The following is a 22,898-nucleotide window of genomic DNA, read 5'->3' on the forward strand; positions in this document are numbered from 1 at the left end:
ACATCCAAAAAAAATAAAACATTCATCCATAATTGTAGGAAGGAGAATATCCCAATCCAGGCGCGCTTTTCTTTTAAAAACAACCACATTATTTTGTCACCGCCATATAGCCAAGCCCCTTTTTCGTCACAATCACATCTAGCAGACCTATTTCTTCTAATCGTTGGCGCAGACGGTTCACATTAACGGATAGTGTATTATCATTCACGAACCGCTCATCATCCCATAATTTACGCATGAGTTCATCACGCGATACGATTTTATCAACATGATTAAGAAGCACACGTAAAATAAAAAACTCATTTTTCGTTAACTCAATCGTTTGTTCTTTATACGCTATAGTACTTTTAGAAAAATCGACAACTGCTCCATTCCATGTTGTTAATTCTGCTTTTTTCTCCTGGTAATCGTATGTACGTCTTAACATTGCTTGCACTTTCGCCAGTAGTACTTCCATATTAAAAGGTTTTTGTATAAAATCATCGCCCCCAAGTTGCATTGACATAACCATGTCCATCGGGTGATCGCGTGAAGATAGAAATAGAATAGGCACTTTCGAATGCATACGAATTTCCCTACACCAATGAAAACCATCAAATGCAGGTAGCTGAATATCAATTATGACAAGCTGTGGCTGTTCCTTTATAAAATCATCCATCACCTTTTGGAAACTAGATACGCCTACTACACGTAACGACCATTGCGTAAAACGCTCTTGAATTGCGGTAAAAATTGATGGATCATCTTCTATCAGCAATACTGTGAATTCCATGCAAAAATCCCTCCCTCTACCATTTTAACACAAAAAAACCAACTAGTAGGCGTCCCTAAAAGTTGGTTTTTTAAAATTAGCAGTTAGCTAAAATTATTTTTGGATAGAAGCTACTACACCAGCGCCTACAGTACGGCCACCCTCACGGATAGAGAATTTAGTACCTTCTTCAAGAGCGATTGGAGCGATAAGTTCTACTGTCATTTCGATGTTATCACCAGGCATAACCATTTCTACGCCTTCTGGTAAGTTACAAATACCTGTTACGTCAGTTGTACGGAAGTAGAACTGAGGACGGTAGTTAGTGAAGAAAGGAGTATGACGGCCACCTTCTTCTTTTGATAAAACGTAAACTTCAGCTTTGAAGTTTGTGTGTGGAGTGATTGAGCCTGGTTTAGCTAATACTTGACCACGTTGGATTTCTTCACGAGCTACACCACGAAGTAATGCACCGATGTTGTCACCAGCTTCAGCGTAGTCTAATAATTTACGGAACATTTCTACACCAGTTACAGTTGTAGATTTAGCTTCTTCAGTGATACCGATGATTTCTACAACGTCACCAACTTTAACTTGACCACGTTCAACACGGCCAGTTGCTACTGTACCACGACCAGTGATAGAGAATACGTCCTCTACTGGCATCATGAATGGTTTGTCAGTTTGACGTTCTGGAGTTGGGATGTAAGAATCTACAGCGTCCATTAATTCAACGATTTTTTCTTCCCATTCTGCTTCGCCTTCAAGAGCTTTAAGAGCAGAACCTTTGATTACAGGAATATCGTCGCCTGGGAAGTCATATTCAGATAGTAGGTCACGGATTTCCATTTCTACTAATTCTAATAATTCTTCGTCGTCAACCATATCACATTTGTTCATGAATACTACTAAGTATGGAACACCTACTTGACGAGATAAAAGGATGTGTTCACGAGTTTGTGGCATTGGGCCATCAGCAGCAGATACTACTAAGATACCGCCGTCCATTTGTGCAGCACCAGTGATCATGTTTTTAACATAGTCAGCGTGTCCTGGGCAGTCAACGTGTGCATAGTGACGAGATTCAGTTTCGTATTCTACGTGAGAAGTATTGATTGTGATACCACGCTCTTTTTCTTCTGGAGCGTTGTCGATGTCAGCGTAAGATTTAGCTGTACCACCCATTTTTTTAGAAAGAACTGTAGCGATTGCTGCAGTTAAAGTTGTTTTACCATGGTCAACGTGTCCGATTGTACCAATGTTAGCATGCGTTTTCGAACGGTCAAATTTTTCTTTAGCCATTAGAGAATGCCTCCTAAATATCTATTTTAGTTTTTTTATGTTACAACTGCTGGCTCGAACCGGGCCCAGCCGAGCCAGTCAATCATAGCTTACAAATTAGTTATACTTTATGCAAGATGAAAATTCAATTATTCACCTTTATTTTTTTTAATGATTTCAGCAGCGATTGATTTTGGTACTTCTTCATAATGATCAAATGTCATTGAGAATACACCGCGACCTTGCGTTGCAGAACGAAGAGTTGTTGCGTAACCAAACATTTCCGATAAAGGAACCATTGCACGAACAACTTGAGAGTTACCGCGAGCATCCATACCCTCAACGCGTCCGCGACGAGAAGTAATGTTACCCATGATATCACCAAGGTACTCTTCAGGAATTACAACTTCAACTTTCATCATTGGTTCTAAAATTACTGCGTCACATTGTTTCGCAGCTTCTTTAAGAGCCATAGATGCAGCAATTTTGAACGCCATCTCATTCGAGTCAACGTCATGGTAAGAACCGAATACTAATTTCGCTTTAATGTCGATTAATGGGTAACCAGCTACTACACCGCGGTCAAGAGAGTCACGAAGACCCGCTTCTACTGCAGGAATGTATTCACGAGGTACTACACCACCAACGATAGCGTTTTCGAATTCAAATCCTTTACCTTCTTCGTTTGGAGAGAACTCAATCGTTACGTCTCCGTATTGTCCACGACCACCAGATTGGCGAGTGAATTTACCTTGAACTTTTGCAGAGCTACGGAATGTTTCACGGTAAGATACCATTGGAGCACCTACGTTTGCTTCTACTTTAAATTCACGGCGCATACGGTCAACTAAGATATCAAGGTGAAGCTCACCCATACCTGAGATGATTGTTTGTCCAGTTTCTGTGTCAGTGTGAGCACGGAAAGTTGGATCCTCTTCTTGAAGTTTAGCTAAAGCTTGACCCATTTTATCTTGGTCAGCTTTTGATTTTGGTTCTACAGAAAGAGAAATTACAGGCTCTGGGAACTCCATTGATTCAAGAATAACTAGGTTTTTCTCGTCACATAGAGTATCACCAGTAGTAGTATCTTTAAGACCTACTGCTGCTGCGATATCCCCTGCAAATACTTTAGAAATCTCTTCACGAGAGTTAGCGTGCATTTGTAGGATACGACCTACACGCTCACGTTTACCTTTAGAAGAGTTTTGTACGTATGAACCTGAATCTAATGTTCCAGAGTACACACGGAAGAAAGTTAATTTACCTACGAATGGGTCAGTCATAACTTTGAATGCAAGAGCTGAGAATGGCTCATCATCAGAAGATTTACGTACTAACTCTTCGTCACCATCAACTGTAGTACCTTTGATTGCTGGTACATCAATTGGAGATGGTAAATAATCGATAACTGCATTTAACATTGGGCGTACGCCTTTGTGTTTGAATGCAGTACCACAGATTACTGGGTAGAATTCTACTGCGATTGTAGCACGACGGATAGCCGCTTTAAGCTCAGCAACAGTAATTTCTTCGCCTTCTAAATATTTTTCCATGATATCTTCATCAACACTTGCAACAGCGTCGATTAATTTTTCACGGTATTCTTCAGCTTGTGCGCGGTATTCTTCAGGAATTTCACCTTCAGTTACTGCTGTACCTTTTTCGTCGCCGTAGAAAGTAGCTTTCATTTCAACTAAGTCGATGATTGCAGAGAACTGATCTTCGGCTCCGATAGGTAATTGAATAGGGTGAGCGTTTGCTTGTAAACGATCGTGCAGAGTTCCTACAGAATATAAGAAGTCTGCTCCTGTTTTATCCATTTTATTAATGAATACAATACGTGGAACACCGTATGTTGTAGCTTGACGCCATACAGTTTCAGTTTGAGGCTCAACACCAGATTGAGCATCAAGTACTGTTACAGCACCGTCTAGTACGCGTAATGAACGTTCTACTTCTACAGTGAAGTCTACGTGTCCAGGTGTATCAATGATGTTTACACGGTGTCCTGCCCATTGAGCTGTTGTTGCAGCAGAAGTGATTGTGATACCACGTTCTTGCTCTTGCTCCATCCAGTCCATTTGAGAAGCACCTTCGTGAGTTTCACCGATTTTGTGAATCTTACCAGTGTAATAAAGGATACGCTCAGTTGTTGTTGTTTTACCAGCATCAATGTGAGCCATGATCCCAATATTACGAGTATTCTCTAGAGAGAATTCGCGTTTCATAGGAAATTTCTCCTTCCATATTGGGTTAAAACTATATATAACCTTGTGTTAGCTAAGCAGCTAACACAAAGGTCGAATTACCAGCGGTAGTGAGCAAATGCTTTGTTTGCTTCTGCCATTTTGTGCATATCTTCACGTTTCTTAACTGAAGCACCTGTGTTGTTAGATGCATCTAAGATTTCGTTAGCTAAACGCTCTTCCATAGTTTTTTCACCACGAAGACGAGAGTAGTTAACTAGGTAGCGAAGACCTAAAGTTGTACGACGTTCTGGACGTACTTCAACCGGTACTTGGTAGTTAGAACCACCAACACGGCGAGCGCGTACTTCAAGAACTGGCATTACGTTGTTTAATGCTGCTTCAAATACTTCTAAAGGATTTTGACCAGAACGCTCTTGAACTAATTCGAAAGCTCCGTATAAAATCTTTTGAGAAGTACCTCTTTTACCATCAACCATCATTTTATTGATTAAACGAGTTACTAGTTTTGAATTGTAAATTGGATCTGGTAACACGTCACGTTTGGAAACAGGACCTTTACGAGGCATGTGTTTTCCTCCTTTCAAATAGTGAATTATCTATTTTATTTAGACGTTATATTATTTTTTTTCTTTAGGGCGTTTTGTTCCGTATTTAGAACGTGATTGCATACGACCGTTTACACCAGCAGTATCAAGAGCACCACGTACGATATGGTAACGAACACCCGCTAAGTCTTTTACGCGTCCGCCACGGATAAGAACAACACTGTGCTCTTGTAAGTTGTGGCCTTCACCTGGGATATACGCTGTAACCTCAAGTAGGTTAGATAAGCGTACACGAGCGTATTTACGTAAAGCCGAGTTCGGTTTACGTGGTGTCATTGTACCTACACGAGTACAAACACCGCGTTTTTGTGGAGATTTAACATCAGTTAAAGATTTTTTAAATGAGTTGTATCCTTTGTTTAACGCTGGTGATTTTGATTTCGTGATTTTAGATTTACGAGGCTTACGTACTAATTGGTTAATTGTAGGCATCGATATTCCTCCCTTCATTAATTCCTTGTCAATACCACACATCCAGGTGGTTCATTTTTTGGGTAAAAACAAAGTCTTTGTGTACACTACACAAAAACTACATCGCAGTAATCGCAATAACCGCAGCTCCAACATGAATGCCGCAAGCTTTTCCAAGCTCTTTTTTTGACTCGACCAAAGTAATTGGTATACCGATTTCTTTCGCGAGAAGAATGGCCGGATCGGTTACCCAATTGTCTGCATCAAGTGCGACAAAAAGCTCTGTAACTTGACCAGCATGCATTGCTTTCACTGCTTGCTTTGTACCTATGATTGTTTGACTAGTCTTTACTTTATCATAAGACATTTTCATATCCTCCAAAAGCACAGACAGTTAACTATCAACCTTCAATATATTATCATTGACAAATTCCACTGTCAACTAATATCTTTAAAAATTCCGGCAGAGAGTGTTCTCTCCACCGGAATAAAAAGCTTATTCAGCCGAAGTTAATTCTTCTTCCGATTCTACATTATCTTGCATCATACGGATTTGACGATAACGTTGCATACCAGTACCTGCTGGAACAAGTTTACCGATAATTACGTTTTCTTTCAGACCAAGAAGTTCATCACGTTTACCTTTAATTGCAGCATCCGTTAAGACACGAGTCGTTTCTTGGAATGATGCAGCAGATAAGAATGATTCTGTTTCAAGAGAAGCTTTTGTAATACCAAGAATTACTGGGCGACAAGTTGCAGCGTTTTTGCCATTCATGACAGCTTCTGCGTTTGCTTCTGAGAATTGGTGAATATCAAGTAATGAACCTGGTAATAAATCAGTATCACCTGCTTCAATTACACGCACTTTTCGAAGCATTTGGCGAACCATTACTTCGATATGTTTGTCACCAATTTCTACACCTTGCATACGGTATACTTTTTGTACTTCTTTTAACAGATACTCTTGTACTGTTGATACGTCTTTTACTTTTAATAATTGCTTTGGATCGATAGAACCTTCTGTTAGAAGTTGTCCCGGTTCGATTGCATCGCCTAATTGAACTTTTAATCGAGCGTTATAAGGCGCTTGATATTTACGCGTTTCTACTTCACCGTGGACTGTAATTTCTTTTAAGCCTTCACGAATTTCATCAATATCTGATACGACACCTGAGATTTCTGAAATAACCGCTTGCCCTTTCGGATTACGCGATTCGAAAATCTCTTGGATACGCGGAAGACCCATTGTGATATCGTTTCCGGCTACCCCACCTGTATGGAATGTACGCATCGTTAACTGTGTACCTGGCTCACCGATTGATTGAGCTGCGATAATACCTACCGCTTCGCCAACTTCAACCTCTTCACCAGTTGCTAAGTTCATGCCGTAACATTTTTTACATACACCGTGTTTTGTATTACATGTGAATGCAGAACGGATTGTGATTTCCTCAATGCCCGCTTCTTCAATTACACGCGCTACATCTTGAGTAATTAATCCATCACGCTCTAAAATTACTTCGCTTGTTTCAGGGTGCAAGATTGTTTTCTTCGCATAACGACCTACAATACGCTCATCTAATCCTTCGATTAGTTCATTGCCTTCCATTAACGCACCGATTAGTAATCCACGGTCAGTACCGCAGTCATCTTCACGTACGATAACATCTTGTGCAACGTCTACTAAACGACGAGTTAAGTAACCTGAATCGGCTGTTTTTAGTGCTGTATCGGCAAGACCTTTACGCGCACCGTGTGTAGAGATGAAGTACTCTAATACCGTTAAACCTTCACGGAATGAAGATTTGATTGGTAACTCGATAATACGACCAGCCGGGTTGGCCATCAGACCACGCATACCAGCTAATTGCGTAAAGTTAGACGCGTTACCACGAGCTCCTGAGTCAGACATCATGAAGATCGGGTTCGTTTTCTCTAACGATTTCATCAGTTTTGATTGGATCTCATCTTTCGCAGTTGACCAGCTAGAGATTACACGATCGTAACGCTCTTCTTCTGTAATTAAACCACGACGGAATTGAACCATTACTTTATCTACTTTTGCTTGTGCTTCATCTAGGATAACGCCTTTATCTGGTAAAACGACGATATCTGATACACCTACTGTAATACCTGCACGAGTAGAGTATTTGAAACCTAAATCTTTCATGCGGTCAAGCATTTTAGATGTTTCAGTAATATGGAATCGCTTGAATACTTCTGCAATAACATTACCTAAGAATTTTTTGCGGAATGGTGGTACTGCTGGAACAGAAGCAAAGTGTTTTTGTAACACTGCTTTACGCTGTGCTTCTACTTTTTCTGATTCTGACAGATTCGCATACCCTTCCGTAGCTTCTAACTCTGATAATAGTTCTGCATCAATTGATAACTTCACAAAATACTTTTCAGGTGTTTTTTGCTCTAAGTTTATATCAGTCGGTTCATTAATATAAGGGAATGTTTCAGGAAGAATTTCATTGAAAATTACCTTACCAACCGTTGTTAATAAGAACATATTATTTTGCTCTTCTGTGAACGTTTGGTTGTTTACTGAACCAGCTTTAATTGCAATACGTGTGTGTAAATGCACATGACCAGTTTGGTATGCGATTAACACTTCATTTGGACCGTAGAAGATAGAACCTTCACCACGAGCACCTTCACGCTCAAGCGTTAAGTAATAGTTACCTAATACCATATCTTGAGATGGAGTTACGACTGGTTTACCATCTTTCGGGTTCAAGATGTTTTGTGCTGCTAACATCAGTAGGCGAGCTTCTGCTTGTGCTTCAGCTGACAATGGTACGTGTACCGCCATTTGGTCTCCATCGAAGTCAGCGTTATAAGCTGTACATACTAATGGGTGAAGACGAATTGCACGACCTTCTACTAATGTAGGCTCGAATGCTTGAATACCAAGACGGTGAAGCGTCGGTGCACGGTTTAGAAGTACTGGATGCTCACGAATTACGTCTTCTAAAACGTCCCAAACTTCATTATGCATACGCTCAATTTTACGTTTTGCACTCTTAATATTATGCGCTAGGCCACGTTCTACTAATTCTTTCATAACGAAAGGTTTAAATAGTTCGATTGCCATTTCTTTTGGCAGACCGCATTGATACATTTTTAAATTTGGACCTACTACGATAACCGAACGACCAGAGTAGTCTACACGTTTACCTAGTAAGTTTTGACGGAAACGACCTTGTTTACCTTTCAACATATGTGAAAGTGATTTTAAAGGACGGTTACCAGGACCTGTTACCGGACGACCACGACGACCGTTATCAATTAACGCATCGACCGCTTCTTGTAACATACGTTTTTCGTTTTGAACGATAATGCTTGGAGCACCTAAGTCTAATAAACGTTTTAAACGGTTGTTACGGTTGATAACACGACGATAAAGATCATTTAAGTCAGATGTAGCGAAACGACCACCGTCTAATTGCACCATTGGACGAAGCTCTGGTGGAATGACTGGTAGTACGTCTAAAATCATCCATTCTGGTTTGTTGCCAGAATTACGGAATGATTCCACTACTTCAAGGCGTTTAATCGCACGAGTACGACGTTGCCCCTGTGCAGTTTTCAGCTCTTCTTTAAGCATTACTGTTTCTTCTTCAAGATCGATTTTCTCAAGAAGTTTTTTAATCGCTTCCGCACCCATTGCAGCATCAAAAGTTGCGCCGAATTTTTCGCGATAAGCGCGGTATTCTTTTTCAGAAAGAAGCTGTTTGTTTTCTAAGTTTGTACCTGCAGGGTCGATTACTACGTAAGATGCGAAATAAATCACTTCTTCAAGTGCGCGTGGAGACATGTCTAAAATAAGACCCATGCGACTAGGAATCCCTTTAAAGTACCAAATGTGAGAAACAGGAGCAGCTAATTCGATGTGACCCATACGTTCACGACGAACTTTTGCACGTGTAACTTCAACACCACAACGATCACAAACTACGCCTTTATAGCGAACACGTTTGTATTTACCACAGTGACATTCCCAGTCTTTAGTTGGCCCGAAAATGCGTTCGCAGAAAAGACCATCTTTTTCTGGTTTAAGTGTACGGTAGTTGATTGTTTCAGGTTTTTTTACTTCACCATATGACCAAGAGCGAATCTTGTCAGGAGAAGCTAAACCAATTTTCATATATTCAAATTCATTAACATCTATCAAGGAGCCTACCTCCCTTTAGTATAAGTCCTTTAATGACTTTTCCGTAGCTCGACATTCAATCGTAAAAAGTATGCACTTTTATACGTTAAATTTACGTTTGATTTTATTACTAGAAAAAATCGGGCAGGGCAATACCTGCCCGATTTTGTTTGAAAATATTATTCAATAGTTTCGACTGGGTCTTCTTCTTTCTCTGGAGGAATTATATTTAATGCATCCGCCGGTTGAAGATCTTCTTCTTCGTCAAGATCACGAAGTTCTACTTCTTCATCGTTGATTGTCAGCATTTTTACATCCATACCTAAAGATTGAAGCTCTTTAATTAATACTTTGAATGATTCCGGAACACCTGGCTCTGGAACACTTTCACCTTTAACGATTGCTTCATATGTTTTCACACGACCGACAACATCATCTGATTTTACAGTTAAAATCTCTTGTAATGTGTACGCAGCACCGTATGCTTCAAGGGCCCATACTTCCATCTCACCGAAACGTTGTCCACCGAACTGTGCTTTACCGCCAAGTGGCTGTTGAGTAACAAGTGAATATGGTCCAGTTGAACGTGCGTGAAGCTTATCGTCAACCATGTGGGCAAGTTTAATCATATACATGATACCTACTGATACGCGGTTATCAAATGGCTCACCAGAACGTCCATCATACAAAATTGTTTTACCGTCACGGTTCATACCCGCTTCTTCCATCGTTTCCCAAACGTCTTCCTCATTCGCACCATCGAATACTGGTGTCGCCATATGAATACCTAAGTAACGTGAAGCCATACCTAAGTGTAGTTCTAAAACTTGTCCGATATTCATACGAGAAGGTACGCCAAGTGGGTTTAACATGATATCAACAGGAGTACCATCTGGCATGAATGGCATATCCTCTTCCGGTAAGATACGTGAGATTACCCCTTTGTTACCATGACGTCCGGCCATTTTGTCCCCAACGCGGATTTTACGTTTTTGAACAATGTAAGCACGAACTAATTGGTTAACACCCGGTGGTAATTCATCGCCGTCTTCACGGTTGAATACTTTTACATCAAGAACTATACCGCCAGCTCCGTGAGGTACACGTAATGAAGTATCACGTACTTCGCGTGCTTTCTCACCGAAGATTGCATGTAATAGTCGCTCTTCAGCAGTTAACTCAGTAACCCCTTTAGGCGTTACTTTACCAACTAAGATATCACCATCACGAACTTCCGCACCAATTCGGATAATACCGCGTTCGTCTAAGTTGCGAAGCGCATCTTCCCCAACGTTTGGAATGTCACGTGTGATTTCTTCAGGTCCAAGTTTTGTATCACGAGACTCTGATTCGTATTCTTCGATATGAACAGAAGTGTAAACGTCATCTTTTACAAGACGCTCGCTCATGATTACGGCATCCTCATAGTTGAAACCATCCCATGTCATGAAAGCAACAAGTACGTTACGACCTAGTGCTAGTTCTCCGAGTTCCATAGAAGGACCATCAGCTAAAATGTCACGAGGCTTCACGCGGTCGCCAACTTTAACGATAGGACGTTGGTTATATGATGTACCTTGGTTTGAACGGATGAATTTTTGTAATTTATATTTTGTTAAATCGCCTTTAACTTCTTTACCATCAACAGTTTCGATGCGACGTACGTGGATCGAACGAGCTTCAACGTGCTCAACAATTCCATCATACTTTGCAACTACTGCAGCACCAGAATCACGTGCGTCAACATGTTCCATACCTGTACCAACGAATGGTGCTTCTGGGTTTAATAAAGGTACCGCTTGACGTTGCATGTTCGCTCCCATTAAAGCACGGTTAGAGTCATCGTTCTCTAAGAAAGGAATACATGCAGTGGCAGCAGACACTACTTGTTTAGGAGATACGTCCATGTAGTCAATACGATCTTTCTTGAATACCGTATTATCGCCTCGGAAACGTCCAACAACTTCTTCCTTAGCGAATGTACCATCTTCATTTAATATAGAGTTCGCTTGTGCTACTACGTAGTTATCTTCCTCATCTGCCGTTAAATAGTCGATACGATCTGTTACTCGACCCGTTTCAGGATCTACACGACGATATGGTGTTTCGATAAAGCCGAATTTATTCACTTTCGCGAACGATGAAAGTGAGTTGATCAAACCGATGTTTGGTCCCTCAGGCGTTTCAATCGGACACATACGACCATAGTGAGAATAGTGAACGTCTCGAACTTCCATACCTGCACGTTCACGTGTTAAACCACCTGGCCCTAATGCAGATAGACGACGTTTGTGCGTTAACTCTGCAAGTGGGTTTGTTTGGTCCATGAATTGTGATAATTGAGAGCTACCGAAGAACTCTTTAATCGACGCAATTACAGGACGGATATTGATTAGTTGTTGTGGTACAATCGCAGCCGTGTCGTTAATCGACATACGTTCACGTACTACACGCTCCATACGAGATAAACCGATACGGAATTGGTTTTGTAATAACTCACCAACTGAACGTAAACGGCGGTTACCTAAATGATCAATATCATCTGTATTACCAACGCCATATAATAAGTTGAAGAAGTATGAGACAGAAGCGATTACGTCAGCTGGCATAATGTTCTTCACTTCTTCATCAATATAAGCGTTTGAGATTACATTAATTTCTTTTTGTGCTTCGTCATTTGGAGCATAGATTTTAATTGATTGTACTGTAATATCATCTTCTAGTACGCCACCAACTTGTGTTAACGTACGGAAGCCGATGCCATTTTCTAAATAAGGGATAATCTTATCTAGATTACGACGATCAAGAACTGTACCTTTTTCAACTAAAATTTCGCCTGTTTCTGGATCAGCAAGCGTTTCTGCAATCGTTTGGTTGAATAAACGATTTTTAATGTGAAGCTTTTTATTCATTTTATAACGACCGACATTCGCTAAATCATAGCGTTTAGCATCGAAGAAACGAGAATATAATAAGCTTTTTGCACTGTCTACAGTTGGTGGCTCACCTGGACGTAAACGCTCATAGATTTCAAGAAGCGCTTTTTCAGTGCTTTCTGTGTTATCTTTTTCAAGCGTATTACGAAGGTACTCATTGTCACCGATAATATCGATGATTTCTTGATCTGAACCAAAACCTAAAGCACGTAATAAAACAGTTACAGGAAGTTTACGTGTACGATCGATACGAACATAGACAACATCCTTTGCATCTATTTCATACTCGAGCCACGCACCACGGTTTGGAATTACTGTAGCGCCAAAGCCTTTTTTACCGTTCTTGTCAGTTTTATCATGGAAGTAAACACTTGGTGAACGAACTAACTGTGAAACGATAACGCGTTCGGCACCATTAATAATAAATGTGCCCGTTTCCGTCATTAATGGGAAATCACCCATGAAGACGTCTTGCTCTTTTACTTCATCTGTTTCTTTGTTGTGAAGACGTACTTTTACGCGTAATGGCGCAGCATAAGTTACGTCACGTTCTTTACACTCATCAACATCATACTTAGGTTCTCCTAAAGTATAGTCGACGAATTCAAGTGAAAGATTGCCTGTAAAATCTTCGATTGGAGAAATGTCGTGGAACATCTCGCGCAATCCTTCTGCAAGGAACCACTCATAAGATGCTGTTTGAATCTCGATTAAATTCGGAAGCTCTAGCACCTCATTAATACGCGCAAAACTTCTACGCTGACGGTGTTGTCCGTACTGAACTAGTTGACCTGTCAACTCATTCACCCCTCAATAAAGCGATAATAGGTCTTTGCAAAATCATCCAAATAGTGTATGATTTCGAAAGATAGAAAGAAAACGAGTATCATAACGACCTCATTTTCGGTTAAACTAAACTTAATTCTTCGTGAGTATACCCTAAAAAACATCTTTTTAATGCAAATGGGCATACTTCCTCAAAATAATAATTTTGCATTTTATTATGTTATCATAGTCGATTTGTCAAGTCAATATTTTAAATCGTACAGATTTATTTTGTCGCACGGATAATCCAATATCCTTTTTTCTTCTCAACAACATCCACTTCTGAAAACATCTCTTCTAAATGGCTAACCGTCGATGGCGCACCTTGTTTTTTTTGGATAACAACCCATAACTCACCACTAGCGGCTAACATATTATAGGCCTCATCATAAAACTTAAACACTGTATCTTTCCCAGCGCGAATTGGCGGATTCGTTAAAATAGCAGCCACTTGTATACCAACTTCAACATTCGCTAGCCCGTCACTTTCAAATATCTGTACATTTTGAATCCCGTTCACTTGTGCATTCTTTTCCGCTAAAGCTACCGCTCGCGTATTAATATCCATCATGTGAACAATTCGCTCCGGATACGCTTTGGCAAGTGATAACCCGATTGGTCCATATCCACAACCAACATCAAGTAATACGCCCGAAATTTCAGGCATTTCAAACGCATCAATTAACACACGGGAGCCAAAATCTACTTCGCTTTTACTAAATACACCTGCATCTGTTTCAAATACAAATTCAAATCCTAGCAAAGTAAATTTCCAACGGCGCGGTTTACTGTCCGTTTGAGGCTTATTAGAATAATAATGTTCTGACACGCCAGAGCGCCTCCTTACTAGTCGTCCCTAAAATACTTAGATAAAAAGAAAAGCCCGTCGAAATGACGAGCTTTTCCTATAAAGTAGTTGTAAGTAAAAATTACTTAACTTCTACAGTAGCGCCAACTTCTTCAAGTTTAGCTTTGATTTCTTCAGCTTCTGCTTTAGAAGCGCCTTCTTTAAGAGCTTTAGGAGCGTTGTCAACAACCTCTTTAGCTTCTTTTAGACCTAAACCAGTGATTTCACGAACCACTTTGATTACTTTAATTTTTTCAGCACCAGCAGATGCTAATACTACGTCAAATTCAGTTTGCTCTTCAGCAGCAGCAGCGCCACCAGCAACTACAGCTACAGGAGCAGCTGCTGTTACACCGAATTCTTCTTCGATTGCTTTTACTAAGTCGTTTAATTCAAGAACTGTCATAACTTTGATAGCTTCTAAGATTTGCTCTTTGTTCATTTTAAATTTCCTCCTACTTGGATGTTTTTAGTATTTTAGGCAGTTAAGCCTGATTTTGAAGTTAAGATGCTATTAAGCGCCTTGTTCTTCTTTTTGTTCTGCAACAGCTTTTGTTGCAAGTGCGAAGTTGCGCACTGGAGCTTGAAGTACAGATAAAAGCATAGAAAGTAGACCTTCGCGTGATGGAAGTTCCGCAAGAGCTTTAACGTCTTCAACAGATGAAACAACACCTTCAATGATACCAGCTTTAATTTCTAACGCTTCGTTTTTCTTAGCGAACTCGTTAATGATTTTAGCTGGAGCTACTACGTCTTCGTTTGAGAACGCAACAGCGTTTGGACCAGTTAAGAATTCATTAATTGCTTCAACACCCGCGATTTCAGTTGCACGACGAGTTAAAGTGTTTTTGTACACTTTAAACTCAACGCCAGCTTCACGAAGTTGTTTACGAAGTTCTGTAACTTGAGAAACAGTAAGACCGCGATAGTCAACTACTACTACAGATGCAGCAGCTTGGAATTTCTCAGCGATTTCTTGCACTTGAACTACTTTAGTTTCAATTGCTTTGCTCATCTTGATGACACCTCCTATTAGAATGAGTCATTTATACCGACAAAAGAAAAGCCTCTATATCAAATAGACATAGAGGCTGAAAGTCATCATCTTAAAAAGAATCCGAATTCCGATGTCCTCGGTAGGAACATTAAGTGACAAGTCACTCCTACTGTCTACGGTACAAATGGATGATTCACAACAGCATCCATCTTATCAAGTAAGAGGATTGTTGTCAACTATTTTATATTATCAGTGAAAAACACCGAGTCAATAACGATTTATTATTTAACTACTACGTTTGAAGCGTCAACTTTAATAGCTGGACCCATTGTTGTAGTAACGTTTACAGATTTCATATAAGTACCTTTAGCTGCAGCAGGTTTTGCTTTTTGAACTACATCAAATACAGCTAAGAAGTTTTCTGCTAATTTTTCTGTACCGAATGAAACTTTACCGATAGGAGCGTGGATAATACCAGTTTTATCAGCGCGGTACTCTACTTTACCAGCTTTAATTTCTTCGATAGCTTTAGTTACGTCGAAAGTAACTGTACCAGTTTTAGGGTTTGGCATTAAGCCTTTAGGACCTAATACACGACCAAGTTTACCAACTTCACCCATCATGTCTGGAGTTGCAACGATCACGTCGAAGTCGAACCAGCCACCTTGGATTTTTTGGATGTACTCAGCATCGCCTACATAGTCTGCACCTGCAGCTTCTGCTTCTTTTAGTTTTTCACCTTTAGCGAATACTAATACACGTTGAGTTTTACCAGTACCGTGTGGAAGTACTACTGCACCACGGATTTGTTGGTCATTTTTACGAGTATCGATTCCTAGTTTGAAAGCTACTTCTACAGTTGCGTCGAAGTTTACTGTGCTTGTTTTTTGCGCTAAAGCTACTGCTTCTTCTACAGAATATAGAGTTGCGCGGTCGATTAATTTAGCTGCTTCTTGCAGTTTTTTACCTTTTTTAGCCATTATAATTTCCTCCTTGATTGTGGTTATAGCGGAATATACCTCCCACGAATAAAGGTTGCGCGCTCACCTGGAGCGCAGCAACCTTCCAAAAACAAAAGCGTCATCAAGTAAATGGGAATTAGTCTTCGATAACAATACCCATGCTACGTGCAGTACCTTCAACCATTAACATTGCAGCTTCAACTGAAGCAGCGTTAAGGTCTGGCATTTTTTGTTCAGCGATTTCGCGAACTTTATCACGTTTAACCGTTGCAACTTTTTTACGGTTTGGTTCACCAGATCCAGATTGGATACCAGCTGCTACTTTAAGTAGAACTGCTGCAGGTGGAGTTTTCGTAATGAAAGTAAATGAACGGTCTTCGAATACTGAAATTTCAACCGGAATGATTAGACCAGCTTGATCAGCAGTACGAGCATTGAATTCTTTACAGAATCCCATGATGTTTACACCTGCTTGACCTAGTGCGGGACCAACCGGTGGAGCTGGGTTTGCTTTACCAGCAGGGATTTGAAGTTTTACAACTTTAATAACTTTTTTAGCCACGAGACACACCTCCTTAAGTCCGTGATGTGGTAATTGGGTTGCCCCTCCCACTCAATATCTGTCTGTCAGCTAATTTGCCGATAACATTAAACATTTATCAGGCAGACTGAAATTTTTTTACAGTCTGACCTATGAAATAATAACACTTTTAAAGTGTATACGCAAGCACAAATAAAAACCAAATTTGTCTCTATGTGCTTGTATTTAATTTTTGAATTACGTTAAATCCTGTATATTACAGCTTCACACAGCGGTAGCGCACTTATATCAATACTTTATCAATATCCACAAGAGTCTTCTACACCAGCCATATAAACATAGCTTTATTTTACCTAAAACGCGAAATGAAGCTAGATTTTACGAATTTGTTCAAAGTTTAGTTCCATAATTGTTTCGCGACCAAACATATCAACACTTACTTTCACTTTTCCTTTGTCGATATCAATTTCTTCGACTTTACCTTGGAAGTGAGCGAATGGCCCCTCTAACACTTCAACCGCTTCGCCAACTGTTACAGCTATTTCACCAATTGCCGTTTCGTTCATGCCCATCTGAGCAAGTAGGCGTTCTGCTTCTTCAGGAAGTAATGGCGTTGGTTTGGCACCGCCGCCTGAAGAACCAATAAACCCTGTTACACCCGGTGTATTGCGCACCACATACCATGAATCATCTGTCATAATGATTTCAACAAGTACATAGCCCGGAAAAACTTTACGCATTACTGTGCGTTTTTTGCCATCTTCTTTTACATCAATTTCTTCTTGCTCAGGTACGATTACTCGGAAAATTTTATCTTGCATTCCCATTGTTTCAACGCGTTTTTCAAGATTCGCCTTTACACGGTTTTCATAACCTGAATAAGTATGAACTACATACCAATTTTTTCCATAATCGTGAGGACTACTCGTCCGCCCCTCCTTTATTTCTTACAAATAATACGTACAACAATATTTATTTACTGAATTACAGCTTGATGAATTCCTAGCAAATAAATGCTTTGAACTCGCAAGTTAACTCATTTGCAAAACAAATGAAAAAACCCGTTGTTCCACATGGACGGGCTATTTCACAAATATTAATATTGCTTTTCTTTATAGACTTAAGAACCAACGGAATAATTCTGAAATTCCTAGATCAACGACAACAAAAAATAAAGCCATAACGATAACAGTTAAAACTACAACAACAGTATACTTTGTTAACTCTTTACTTTTTGGCCAGCTTGTTTTTCTCATTTCTACGCCGACTTCGTGTAGAAAACTCGTAACTTTGCTCATTTTAGTCTAACCCCCGAACAAATCGTTTCTTCTATGTTTCAATCATTTTATAATGTTTGCTTATGCACTGTATGCTCATTGCAATGCGAACAAAATTTTTTCAACTCTAAACGCTCTTTTGCACTATCCTTTGCTAGTTGCGTATAGTTTCTTGAGCCACATTTTTCGCAAGCTATAACGACTTTCCTTGCCATTTGAATCACCTTTTCGGCAGTTTGTCTTTTCAAGACTAACACCTAATAATCAGACTGTCAACAAGCGCAACAGCTATATTAACTGATTTCTCCAAATTCTAAATGACGCTCTAGTTTGCGCTTTACACGCTGCAAGGCATTATCAATCGACTTCACGTGGCGGTTTAATAGTTCAGATATTTCATGATAAGATCTGCCCTCTAAATAAAGAGTTAGTACTTGCTGTTCCAGCTCACTTAACACTTCCGTCATCTTTTCTTCTAGGTGGCTATATTCCTCTCGATTAATCATTACATGCTCTGGATCATCAGATAACGGGCTCGTAATAATATCCATTAGTGTGCGCTCCGATTCCTCATCATATATAGGTTTATCAAGAGATACATACGAATTAAGCGGTATATGTTTTTGGCGCGTAGCCGTTTTTATAGCTGTAATAATTTGGCGCGTAATGCATAGCTCTGCAAACGCTCGAAATGAAGATAGCTTGTCCCCTTTAAAGTCACGGATCGCTTTGTATAAGCCAATCATTCCTTCTTGTACAATATCTTCCTTATCTGCTCCAATTAAAAAATATGAACGAGCCTTCATTTTTACAAAGAGACGGTATTTCGTAATTAAAAAATCTAATGCATCTGTATTACCTAGATGAACTTGCTCTACAAGCTCTTCATCTGAAAATCTTTCAAATTGCTGTATGACTTGCACTTTACTACTTTTAAGCAACAGTATCACCTCAGTCACGCCAGAATCATTAGGAACAGTATAATTGAATTGGAAAATATAGGTCAATAAGTTATTTGATTCCTCGTCGCCATTTTTCAAACATTAGTTCTACATCTTTTGATAACGGAATGCGCGAGGCAGGTCTTTCCGTTTGAGTTGTTTTTACTTTAGACGAAATTTTCGATTGGATAATTTGCATTTCGATTTCTAACTCACGCGCAGACTTCCGAAGTGCTCCTTGTCCAAATACGACGCTTTGTTCTGTCATATCCGATGTCGCTACATGAATTTGTATCTTTCTACCTTTTAGCTCATTCGTTAATTTTTCTATGCGTTCGTCTGCCGTCTCATTTTTTCTTGTGTAAATGACTTCCAGCGCATGTTGTACATATAATTGTTCGGTGCCGGGAACGAGATGGGCATCAAATACAATAATAACACGCCATCCCATTGCCGCTTTATATTCAGCCATCAATTCAATTAGTCTATCCCGCGCATCTTCAAAATTTTTATCTCGGAGTGGTCGGAGTTCTTTCCAGGCACCAATCATATTATAGCCATCTACTAGCAAAATATTTTGCATATTAGATTTCTTGACGTTTACGGTACACTTCGTACATTAGTAGTGCCGCCGCAACCGACGCATTTAACGAAGTAACATGGCCAACCATTGGCAAGTTATAAAGGAAATCACATTTCTCTTTTAAGAGACGACTCATACCTTTACCTTCGCTACCAATAATAATTGCTAGTGGTAATGTCGCATCCATTTTACGATAATCCGCTGAGCCCTTTGCATCTGTACCAGCAATCCATACACCACGATCTTTTAACTCATCCACTGTTTGTGCCAAATTCGTAACACGTACGACAGGCACATGTTCAATAGCGCCTGTTGATGCTTTTGCTACAACCGCTGTTAAACCAACTGCTCGTCGCTTTGGAATAATAATACCATGTACACCAATCGCATCAGCTGTACGCATTATTGAACCTAAATTATGAGGATCTTCCAACTCATCCAAAATTAAAAAGAACGGATCTTCGTTTTTTGCTTGTGCTGCTGCAAATAAATCGTCTAATTCTGCATAATCATAAGCCGCAACCGAAGCCACAATGCCTTGGTGATTAGCATCTGATAATTGGTCCACTTTTTTCTTTGGTACGAACTGCACTAACACTCCGCGCTCACGTGCTAAATCAAGCAGCTCATTTATCCCAGCTTTTTTCACGCCTTCAGCAATCCATAGTTTGTTCATTTCGCGTCCCGAGCGTAACGCTTCTAGTACAGGGTTTTTTCCTGCAATCATTTCACCTGTTTGTTCCGTCATCTAAGACACTCCCTTTGATTCTTCGATAATTGTTATTGCGTAGTCAATAATTTCGTAAACACGATCCAGTTGCCGTGATAAATACAAGCTACCTAATACCGCTTCAAAGCCAGAGCTATTACGATACGTTTGCACATCTGTATTTTTCGGTACCGTGCCTGATTTAGCATTGCGTCCACGTTTAAAAACAGCCATTTCCTCTTCTGTTAAGAAATTCTCATCCATAAAACGATACATAATCATCGACTGCGCTTTCGCCGATACATATTTTGTTGCTTCACGGTGGAGCGTATTAGGTTTCACGCGACCAGCAAGCAAAAGATGTTCACGCACCTTTTGCTCGAGTACCGCGTCGCCCATATACGCAAGGGCTAATGCATTTAGTTGTTTAACATCTTCAATACGAAGCTTTGACATACATTACCCTCGTTTCCATCGTGTACCTTGGCGTGTATCTTCTAGTACGATATTTAAGCTAAGGAGTTGGTCACGAATTTCATCAGAACGGGCAAAGTCACGATTTTTACGTGCCGCATTTCGTTCTTCAATTAATGCTTCGATTTCTTCATCTAGCAATTCTTGGTCAACTTTAAATGTAATACCTAAGACGTCACCTAGCGTATCAAAAGTTGCCAGGAAGGCATTTAAAATATGTGCTTCTGTATTACTTTCCGCCAGATATATATTCGCTAAACGGGCTAATTCAAATAATGCTGAAATAGCATTGGCTGTGTTAAAATCATCGTTCATCGCTTCTTCAAATTGGGCTTTTACTTCCGCCATTTTCGCTAACCACATATTGCCATCCTCGGCTAAGTCTGCTGCTGTAGCTAGACGGTGCTCTACATTGTGATAAGCAGTTCGTAAACGTTCTAAACTTGCACGTGCCGCTTCCACTAAATCTTGTGCAAAGTTAATTGGATGGCGGTAATGTACTGATAGCATGAAGAAACGTAATACTTGTGGGTCAATTTGCTGACGAATATCATTTACTAATACAAAGTTGCCCAGTGACTTTGACATTTTTTCATTGTCGATATTAATGTACCCATTATGCATCCAGTAGCGGGCAAATGTTTTATTATTATGCGCTTCGGATTGCGCAATTTCATTTTCATGGTGCGGGAATGTTAAGTCTTGACCACCTGCGTGAATATCGATTGTGTCACCTAAATGTTCACGCGCCATAACCGAACATTCAATATGCCAGCCAGGTCGACCGTCACCCCAAGGACTCGCCCAATATATCTCACCTTGTTTCGCGGCTTTCCACAATGCGAAATCAAGTGGATCTTCTTTCTTTTCGCCTGCTTCAATACGAGCCCCTACTTTTAAATCGTCAATTGATTGATGTGATAGTTTCCCGTAACCATTGAATTTACGTGTACGATAATAAACATCGCCTTCAGATTCATATGCATACTCTTTATCAATTAACACTTTTATAAATTCAATAATATCATCCATATGCTCTGTTACACGTGGATGTGCATCGGCTTTTTTGCAGCCAAGCGCTGTAATATCGTCAAAGTAAGCGCCAATAAAGCGTTCTGTTAACTCAAATACTTCTTCACCAAGCTCATTTGCTGCTTTAATAATTTTGTCATCTACATCTGTAAAGTTCGATACAAATTTCACTTCATAGCCAGCATATTGCAAGTACCGACGCACTGTATCATAAACAATGACAGGGCGGGAATTTCCTATATGAATATAATTATAAACAGTAGGTCCACACACATACATTTTCACTTTTCCTTCTTCTAATGGGACGAATGGTTCTTTTTGTCTCGTTAACGAGTTGAAAATTTGAATACTCATCGTTCGTTCTCCTTTTTTAAAGCTGTAATTTCTTGTTGTAGTTTTTTCATTGTTTTCTCTAAGTCATCACAACGGTCACCCATTGGATCAGGAATATTTTGATGGTCAAGTTTTTGCATTTTTTTACTCGGGTCTGTATAGCGTACCCCATCTAACATAACAACTTTCCCCGGAATACCAACGATTGTTGCATTTGGCGGTACGTCTTTCAATACGACCGAGCCTGCCCCTACTTTACTATTTTCACCGATTGTAATCGAGCCCAACACTTTTGCACCTGTAGCAACGAGCACATTATCTTCTAATGTCGGATGGCGCTTCCCTTTCTCTTTTCCCGTACCACCTAATGTTACTCCCTGATATAACGTTACATTGTCACCTATTTCACATGTTTCACCAATCACAACGCCCATCCCGTGGTCGATAAAGAAACGGCGTCCAATTTTTGCTCCTGGGTGAATTTCGATACCCGTAAAGAAGCGACTCACTTGGGAAATGACGCGTGCAATAAAATAAAAGCGTCGTTTGAAAAACCAGTGTGCGATACGATGCGACCATGTTGCATGTAATCCTGAATAAGTTAATACAACTTCTAACACACTCCGCGCAGCAGGGTCGTTTTCGAAAATATTATTAATATCTTCTTTCATTCGCTTAAACATCAACATACCTCCTTTTTTGTCATTCTAGTTACTCTAAAAGAAGCCGTTCCCTCTTATTGCAATTTTCACAAAAAAATAAAAACGCCCCCGCCACCACTGATGGTGACAGAGACGCTTACTTAGCGCGGTTCCACTCTGGTTGAAAGAATCAAATTCTTTCCGCTTAACGTCTTTTTAACGGGGACGAAGCCGGCTTGCCTACTGATTTCAGCGAAGCGCTCAAAGGTGCATTTCGGTGTTGCATTGGCTCAGACCATTTTCAGCCGGTGATGGTCCTCTCTTTAGAGCGTGCGCGACGTACTTCTCCTTATCAAAGCTTTCTATATGGCCACTAA

The 22,898-nt window shown here is 40.0% G+C and carries 22 protein-coding genes and 2 other annotated features; all 22 genes read right to left on the reverse strand.

What is annotated here, in order from left to right; all coding sequences use genetic code 11:
- Positions 1 to 88: 88 nt before the first annotated feature.
- Positions 89 to 772: a response regulator gene (locus AAFN87_RS17790; protein WP_347792402.1), complete on the reverse strand. Its 684-nt coding sequence runs from the start codon at positions 770 to 772 to the stop codon at positions 89 to 91.
- A gap of 93 nt (positions 773 to 865) precedes the next feature.
- Positions 866 to 2,053, reverse strand: coding sequence for an elongation factor Tu (tuf, locus tag AAFN87_RS17795; protein WP_347792403.1), 1,188 nt, complete (start codon positions 2,051 to 2,053; stop codon positions 866 to 868).
- 128 nt (positions 2,054 to 2,181) lie between these two features.
- A complete protein-coding gene (gene fusA, locus AAFN87_RS17800) occupies positions 2,182 to 4,260 on the reverse strand; it encodes an elongation factor G (protein ID WP_347792404.1) in 2,079 nt (692 codons plus the stop codon).
- Between the two features lie 77 nt (positions 4,261 to 4,337).
- Positions 4,338 to 4,808 carry a 30S ribosomal protein S7 gene (gene rpsG / locus AAFN87_RS17805; RefSeq protein ID WP_340750674.1) on the reverse strand — a complete coding sequence of 157 codons (471 nt, stop codon included), beginning with the start codon at positions 4,806 to 4,808 and terminating at the stop codon, positions 4,338 to 4,340.
- 51 nt (positions 4,809 to 4,859) lie between these two features.
- Positions 4,860 to 5,279, reverse strand: coding sequence for a 30S ribosomal protein S12 (gene rpsL / locus AAFN87_RS17810; protein ID WP_347792405.1), 420 nt, complete (start codon positions 5,277 to 5,279; stop codon positions 4,860 to 4,862).
- Positions 5,280 to 5,376: 97 nt separating this feature from the next.
- Complete coding sequence (locus AAFN87_RS17815) at positions 5,377 to 5,625, reverse strand: ribosomal L7Ae/L30e/S12e/Gadd45 family protein (protein ID WP_347792406.1); 249 nt, start codon at positions 5,623 to 5,625, stop codon at positions 5,377 to 5,379.
- A gap of 129 nt (positions 5,626 to 5,754) precedes the next feature.
- Positions 5,755 to 9,444: a DNA-directed RNA polymerase subunit beta' gene (gene rpoC, locus AAFN87_RS17820; RefSeq protein WP_347792407.1), complete on the reverse strand. Its 3,690-nt coding sequence runs from the start codon at positions 9,442 to 9,444 to the stop codon at positions 5,755 to 5,757.
- A 158-nt stretch (positions 9,445 to 9,602) separates the two neighbouring features.
- On the reverse strand, positions 9,603 to 13,166 hold the full coding sequence (rpoB, locus tag AAFN87_RS17825; RefSeq protein WP_347792408.1) for a DNA-directed RNA polymerase subunit beta: 3,564 nt from the start codon (positions 13,164 to 13,166) through the stop codon (positions 9,603 to 9,605).
- 244 nt (positions 13,167 to 13,410) lie between these two features.
- A complete protein-coding gene (locus AAFN87_RS17830; RefSeq protein ID WP_347792409.1) occupies positions 13,411 to 14,013 on the reverse strand; it encodes a class I SAM-dependent methyltransferase in 603 nt (200 codons plus the stop codon).
- Positions 14,014 to 14,113: 100 nt separating this feature from the next.
- Positions 14,114 to 14,473 carry a 50S ribosomal protein L7/L12 gene (gene rplL, locus AAFN87_RS17835; protein ID WP_347792410.1) on the reverse strand — a complete coding sequence of 120 codons (360 nt, stop codon included), beginning with the start codon at positions 14,471 to 14,473 and terminating at the stop codon, positions 14,114 to 14,116.
- A 72-nt stretch (positions 14,474 to 14,545) separates the two neighbouring features.
- On the reverse strand, positions 14,546 to 15,046 hold the full coding sequence (rplJ, locus tag AAFN87_RS17840; RefSeq protein WP_347792411.1) for a 50S ribosomal protein L10: 501 nt from the start codon (positions 15,044 to 15,046) through the stop codon (positions 14,546 to 14,548).
- Positions 15,047 to 15,081: 35 nt separating this feature from the next.
- Positions 15,082 to 15,225 (reverse strand) — a sequence feature (ribosomal protein L10 leader region).
- Between the two features lie 84 nt (positions 15,226 to 15,309).
- A complete protein-coding gene (gene rplA / locus AAFN87_RS17845) occupies positions 15,310 to 16,008 on the reverse strand; it encodes a 50S ribosomal protein L1 (RefSeq protein WP_347792412.1) in 699 nt (232 codons plus the stop codon).
- Positions 16,009 to 16,126: 118 nt separating this feature from the next.
- Positions 16,127 to 16,552 carry a 50S ribosomal protein L11 gene (gene rplK, locus AAFN87_RS17850; RefSeq protein WP_042478596.1) on the reverse strand — a complete coding sequence of 142 codons (426 nt, stop codon included), beginning with the start codon at positions 16,550 to 16,552 and terminating at the stop codon, positions 16,127 to 16,129.
- A gap of 350 nt (positions 16,553 to 16,902) precedes the next feature.
- Positions 16,903 to 17,475, reverse strand: coding sequence for a transcription termination/antitermination protein NusG (gene nusG / locus AAFN87_RS17855; RefSeq protein ID WP_347792508.1), 573 nt, complete (start codon positions 17,473 to 17,475; stop codon positions 16,903 to 16,905).
- 168 nt (positions 17,476 to 17,643) lie between these two features.
- Entirely contained in the window at positions 17,644 to 17,829 is a 186-nt protein-coding gene (gene secE / locus AAFN87_RS17860; RefSeq protein WP_347792413.1) for a preprotein translocase subunit SecE, read from the reverse strand.
- A 47-nt stretch (positions 17,830 to 17,876) separates the two neighbouring features.
- On the reverse strand, positions 17,877 to 18,023 hold the full coding sequence (gene rpmG, locus AAFN87_RS17865) for a 50S ribosomal protein L33 (protein ID WP_347792509.1): 147 nt from the start codon (positions 18,021 to 18,023) through the stop codon (positions 17,877 to 17,879).
- A gap of 78 nt (positions 18,024 to 18,101) precedes the next feature.
- The gene (sigH, locus tag AAFN87_RS17870; RefSeq protein WP_347792414.1) at positions 18,102 to 18,749 is read right to left on the reverse strand and encodes an RNA polymerase sporulation sigma factor SigH; all 648 of its coding nucleotides are present in this window, start codon (positions 18,747 to 18,749) and stop codon (positions 18,102 to 18,104) included.
- 70 nt (positions 18,750 to 18,819) lie between these two features.
- Entirely contained in the window at positions 18,820 to 19,332 is a 513-nt protein-coding gene (locus AAFN87_RS17875) for an NYN domain-containing protein (protein WP_347792415.1), read from the reverse strand.
- A 1-nt stretch (position 19,333) separates the two neighbouring features.
- Positions 19,334 to 20,080 carry a 23S rRNA (guanosine(2251)-2'-O)-methyltransferase RlmB gene (rlmB, locus tag AAFN87_RS17880; protein ID WP_347792416.1) on the reverse strand — a complete coding sequence of 249 codons (747 nt, stop codon included), beginning with the start codon at positions 20,078 to 20,080 and terminating at the stop codon, positions 19,334 to 19,336.
- Positions 20,081 to 20,497: a Mini-ribonuclease 3 gene (locus AAFN87_RS17885; protein WP_347792417.1), complete on the reverse strand. Its 417-nt coding sequence runs from the start codon at positions 20,495 to 20,497 to the stop codon at positions 20,081 to 20,083.
- A 3-nt stretch (positions 20,498 to 20,500) separates the two neighbouring features.
- A complete protein-coding gene (gene cysS, locus AAFN87_RS17890) occupies positions 20,501 to 21,901 on the reverse strand; it encodes a cysteine--tRNA ligase (RefSeq protein ID WP_347792418.1) in 1,401 nt (466 codons plus the stop codon).
- On the reverse strand, positions 21,898 to 22,563 hold the full coding sequence (epsC, locus tag AAFN87_RS17895) for a serine O-acetyltransferase EpsC (RefSeq protein WP_347792419.1): 666 nt from the start codon (positions 22,561 to 22,563) through the stop codon (positions 21,898 to 21,900). Before epsC ends, cysS begins: the two co-directional genes overlap by 4 nt.
- Before the next feature lie 104 nt (positions 22,564 to 22,667).
- Positions 22,668 to 22,886 (reverse strand) — a binding site (T-box leader).
- Positions 22,887 to 22,898 lie beyond the last annotated feature (12 nt).

The sequence above is a fragment of the Solibacillus sp. CAU 1738 genome (assembly GCF_039888725.1).
GTDB lineage: Bacteria > Bacillota > Bacilli > Bacillales_A > Planococcaceae > Metasolibacillus.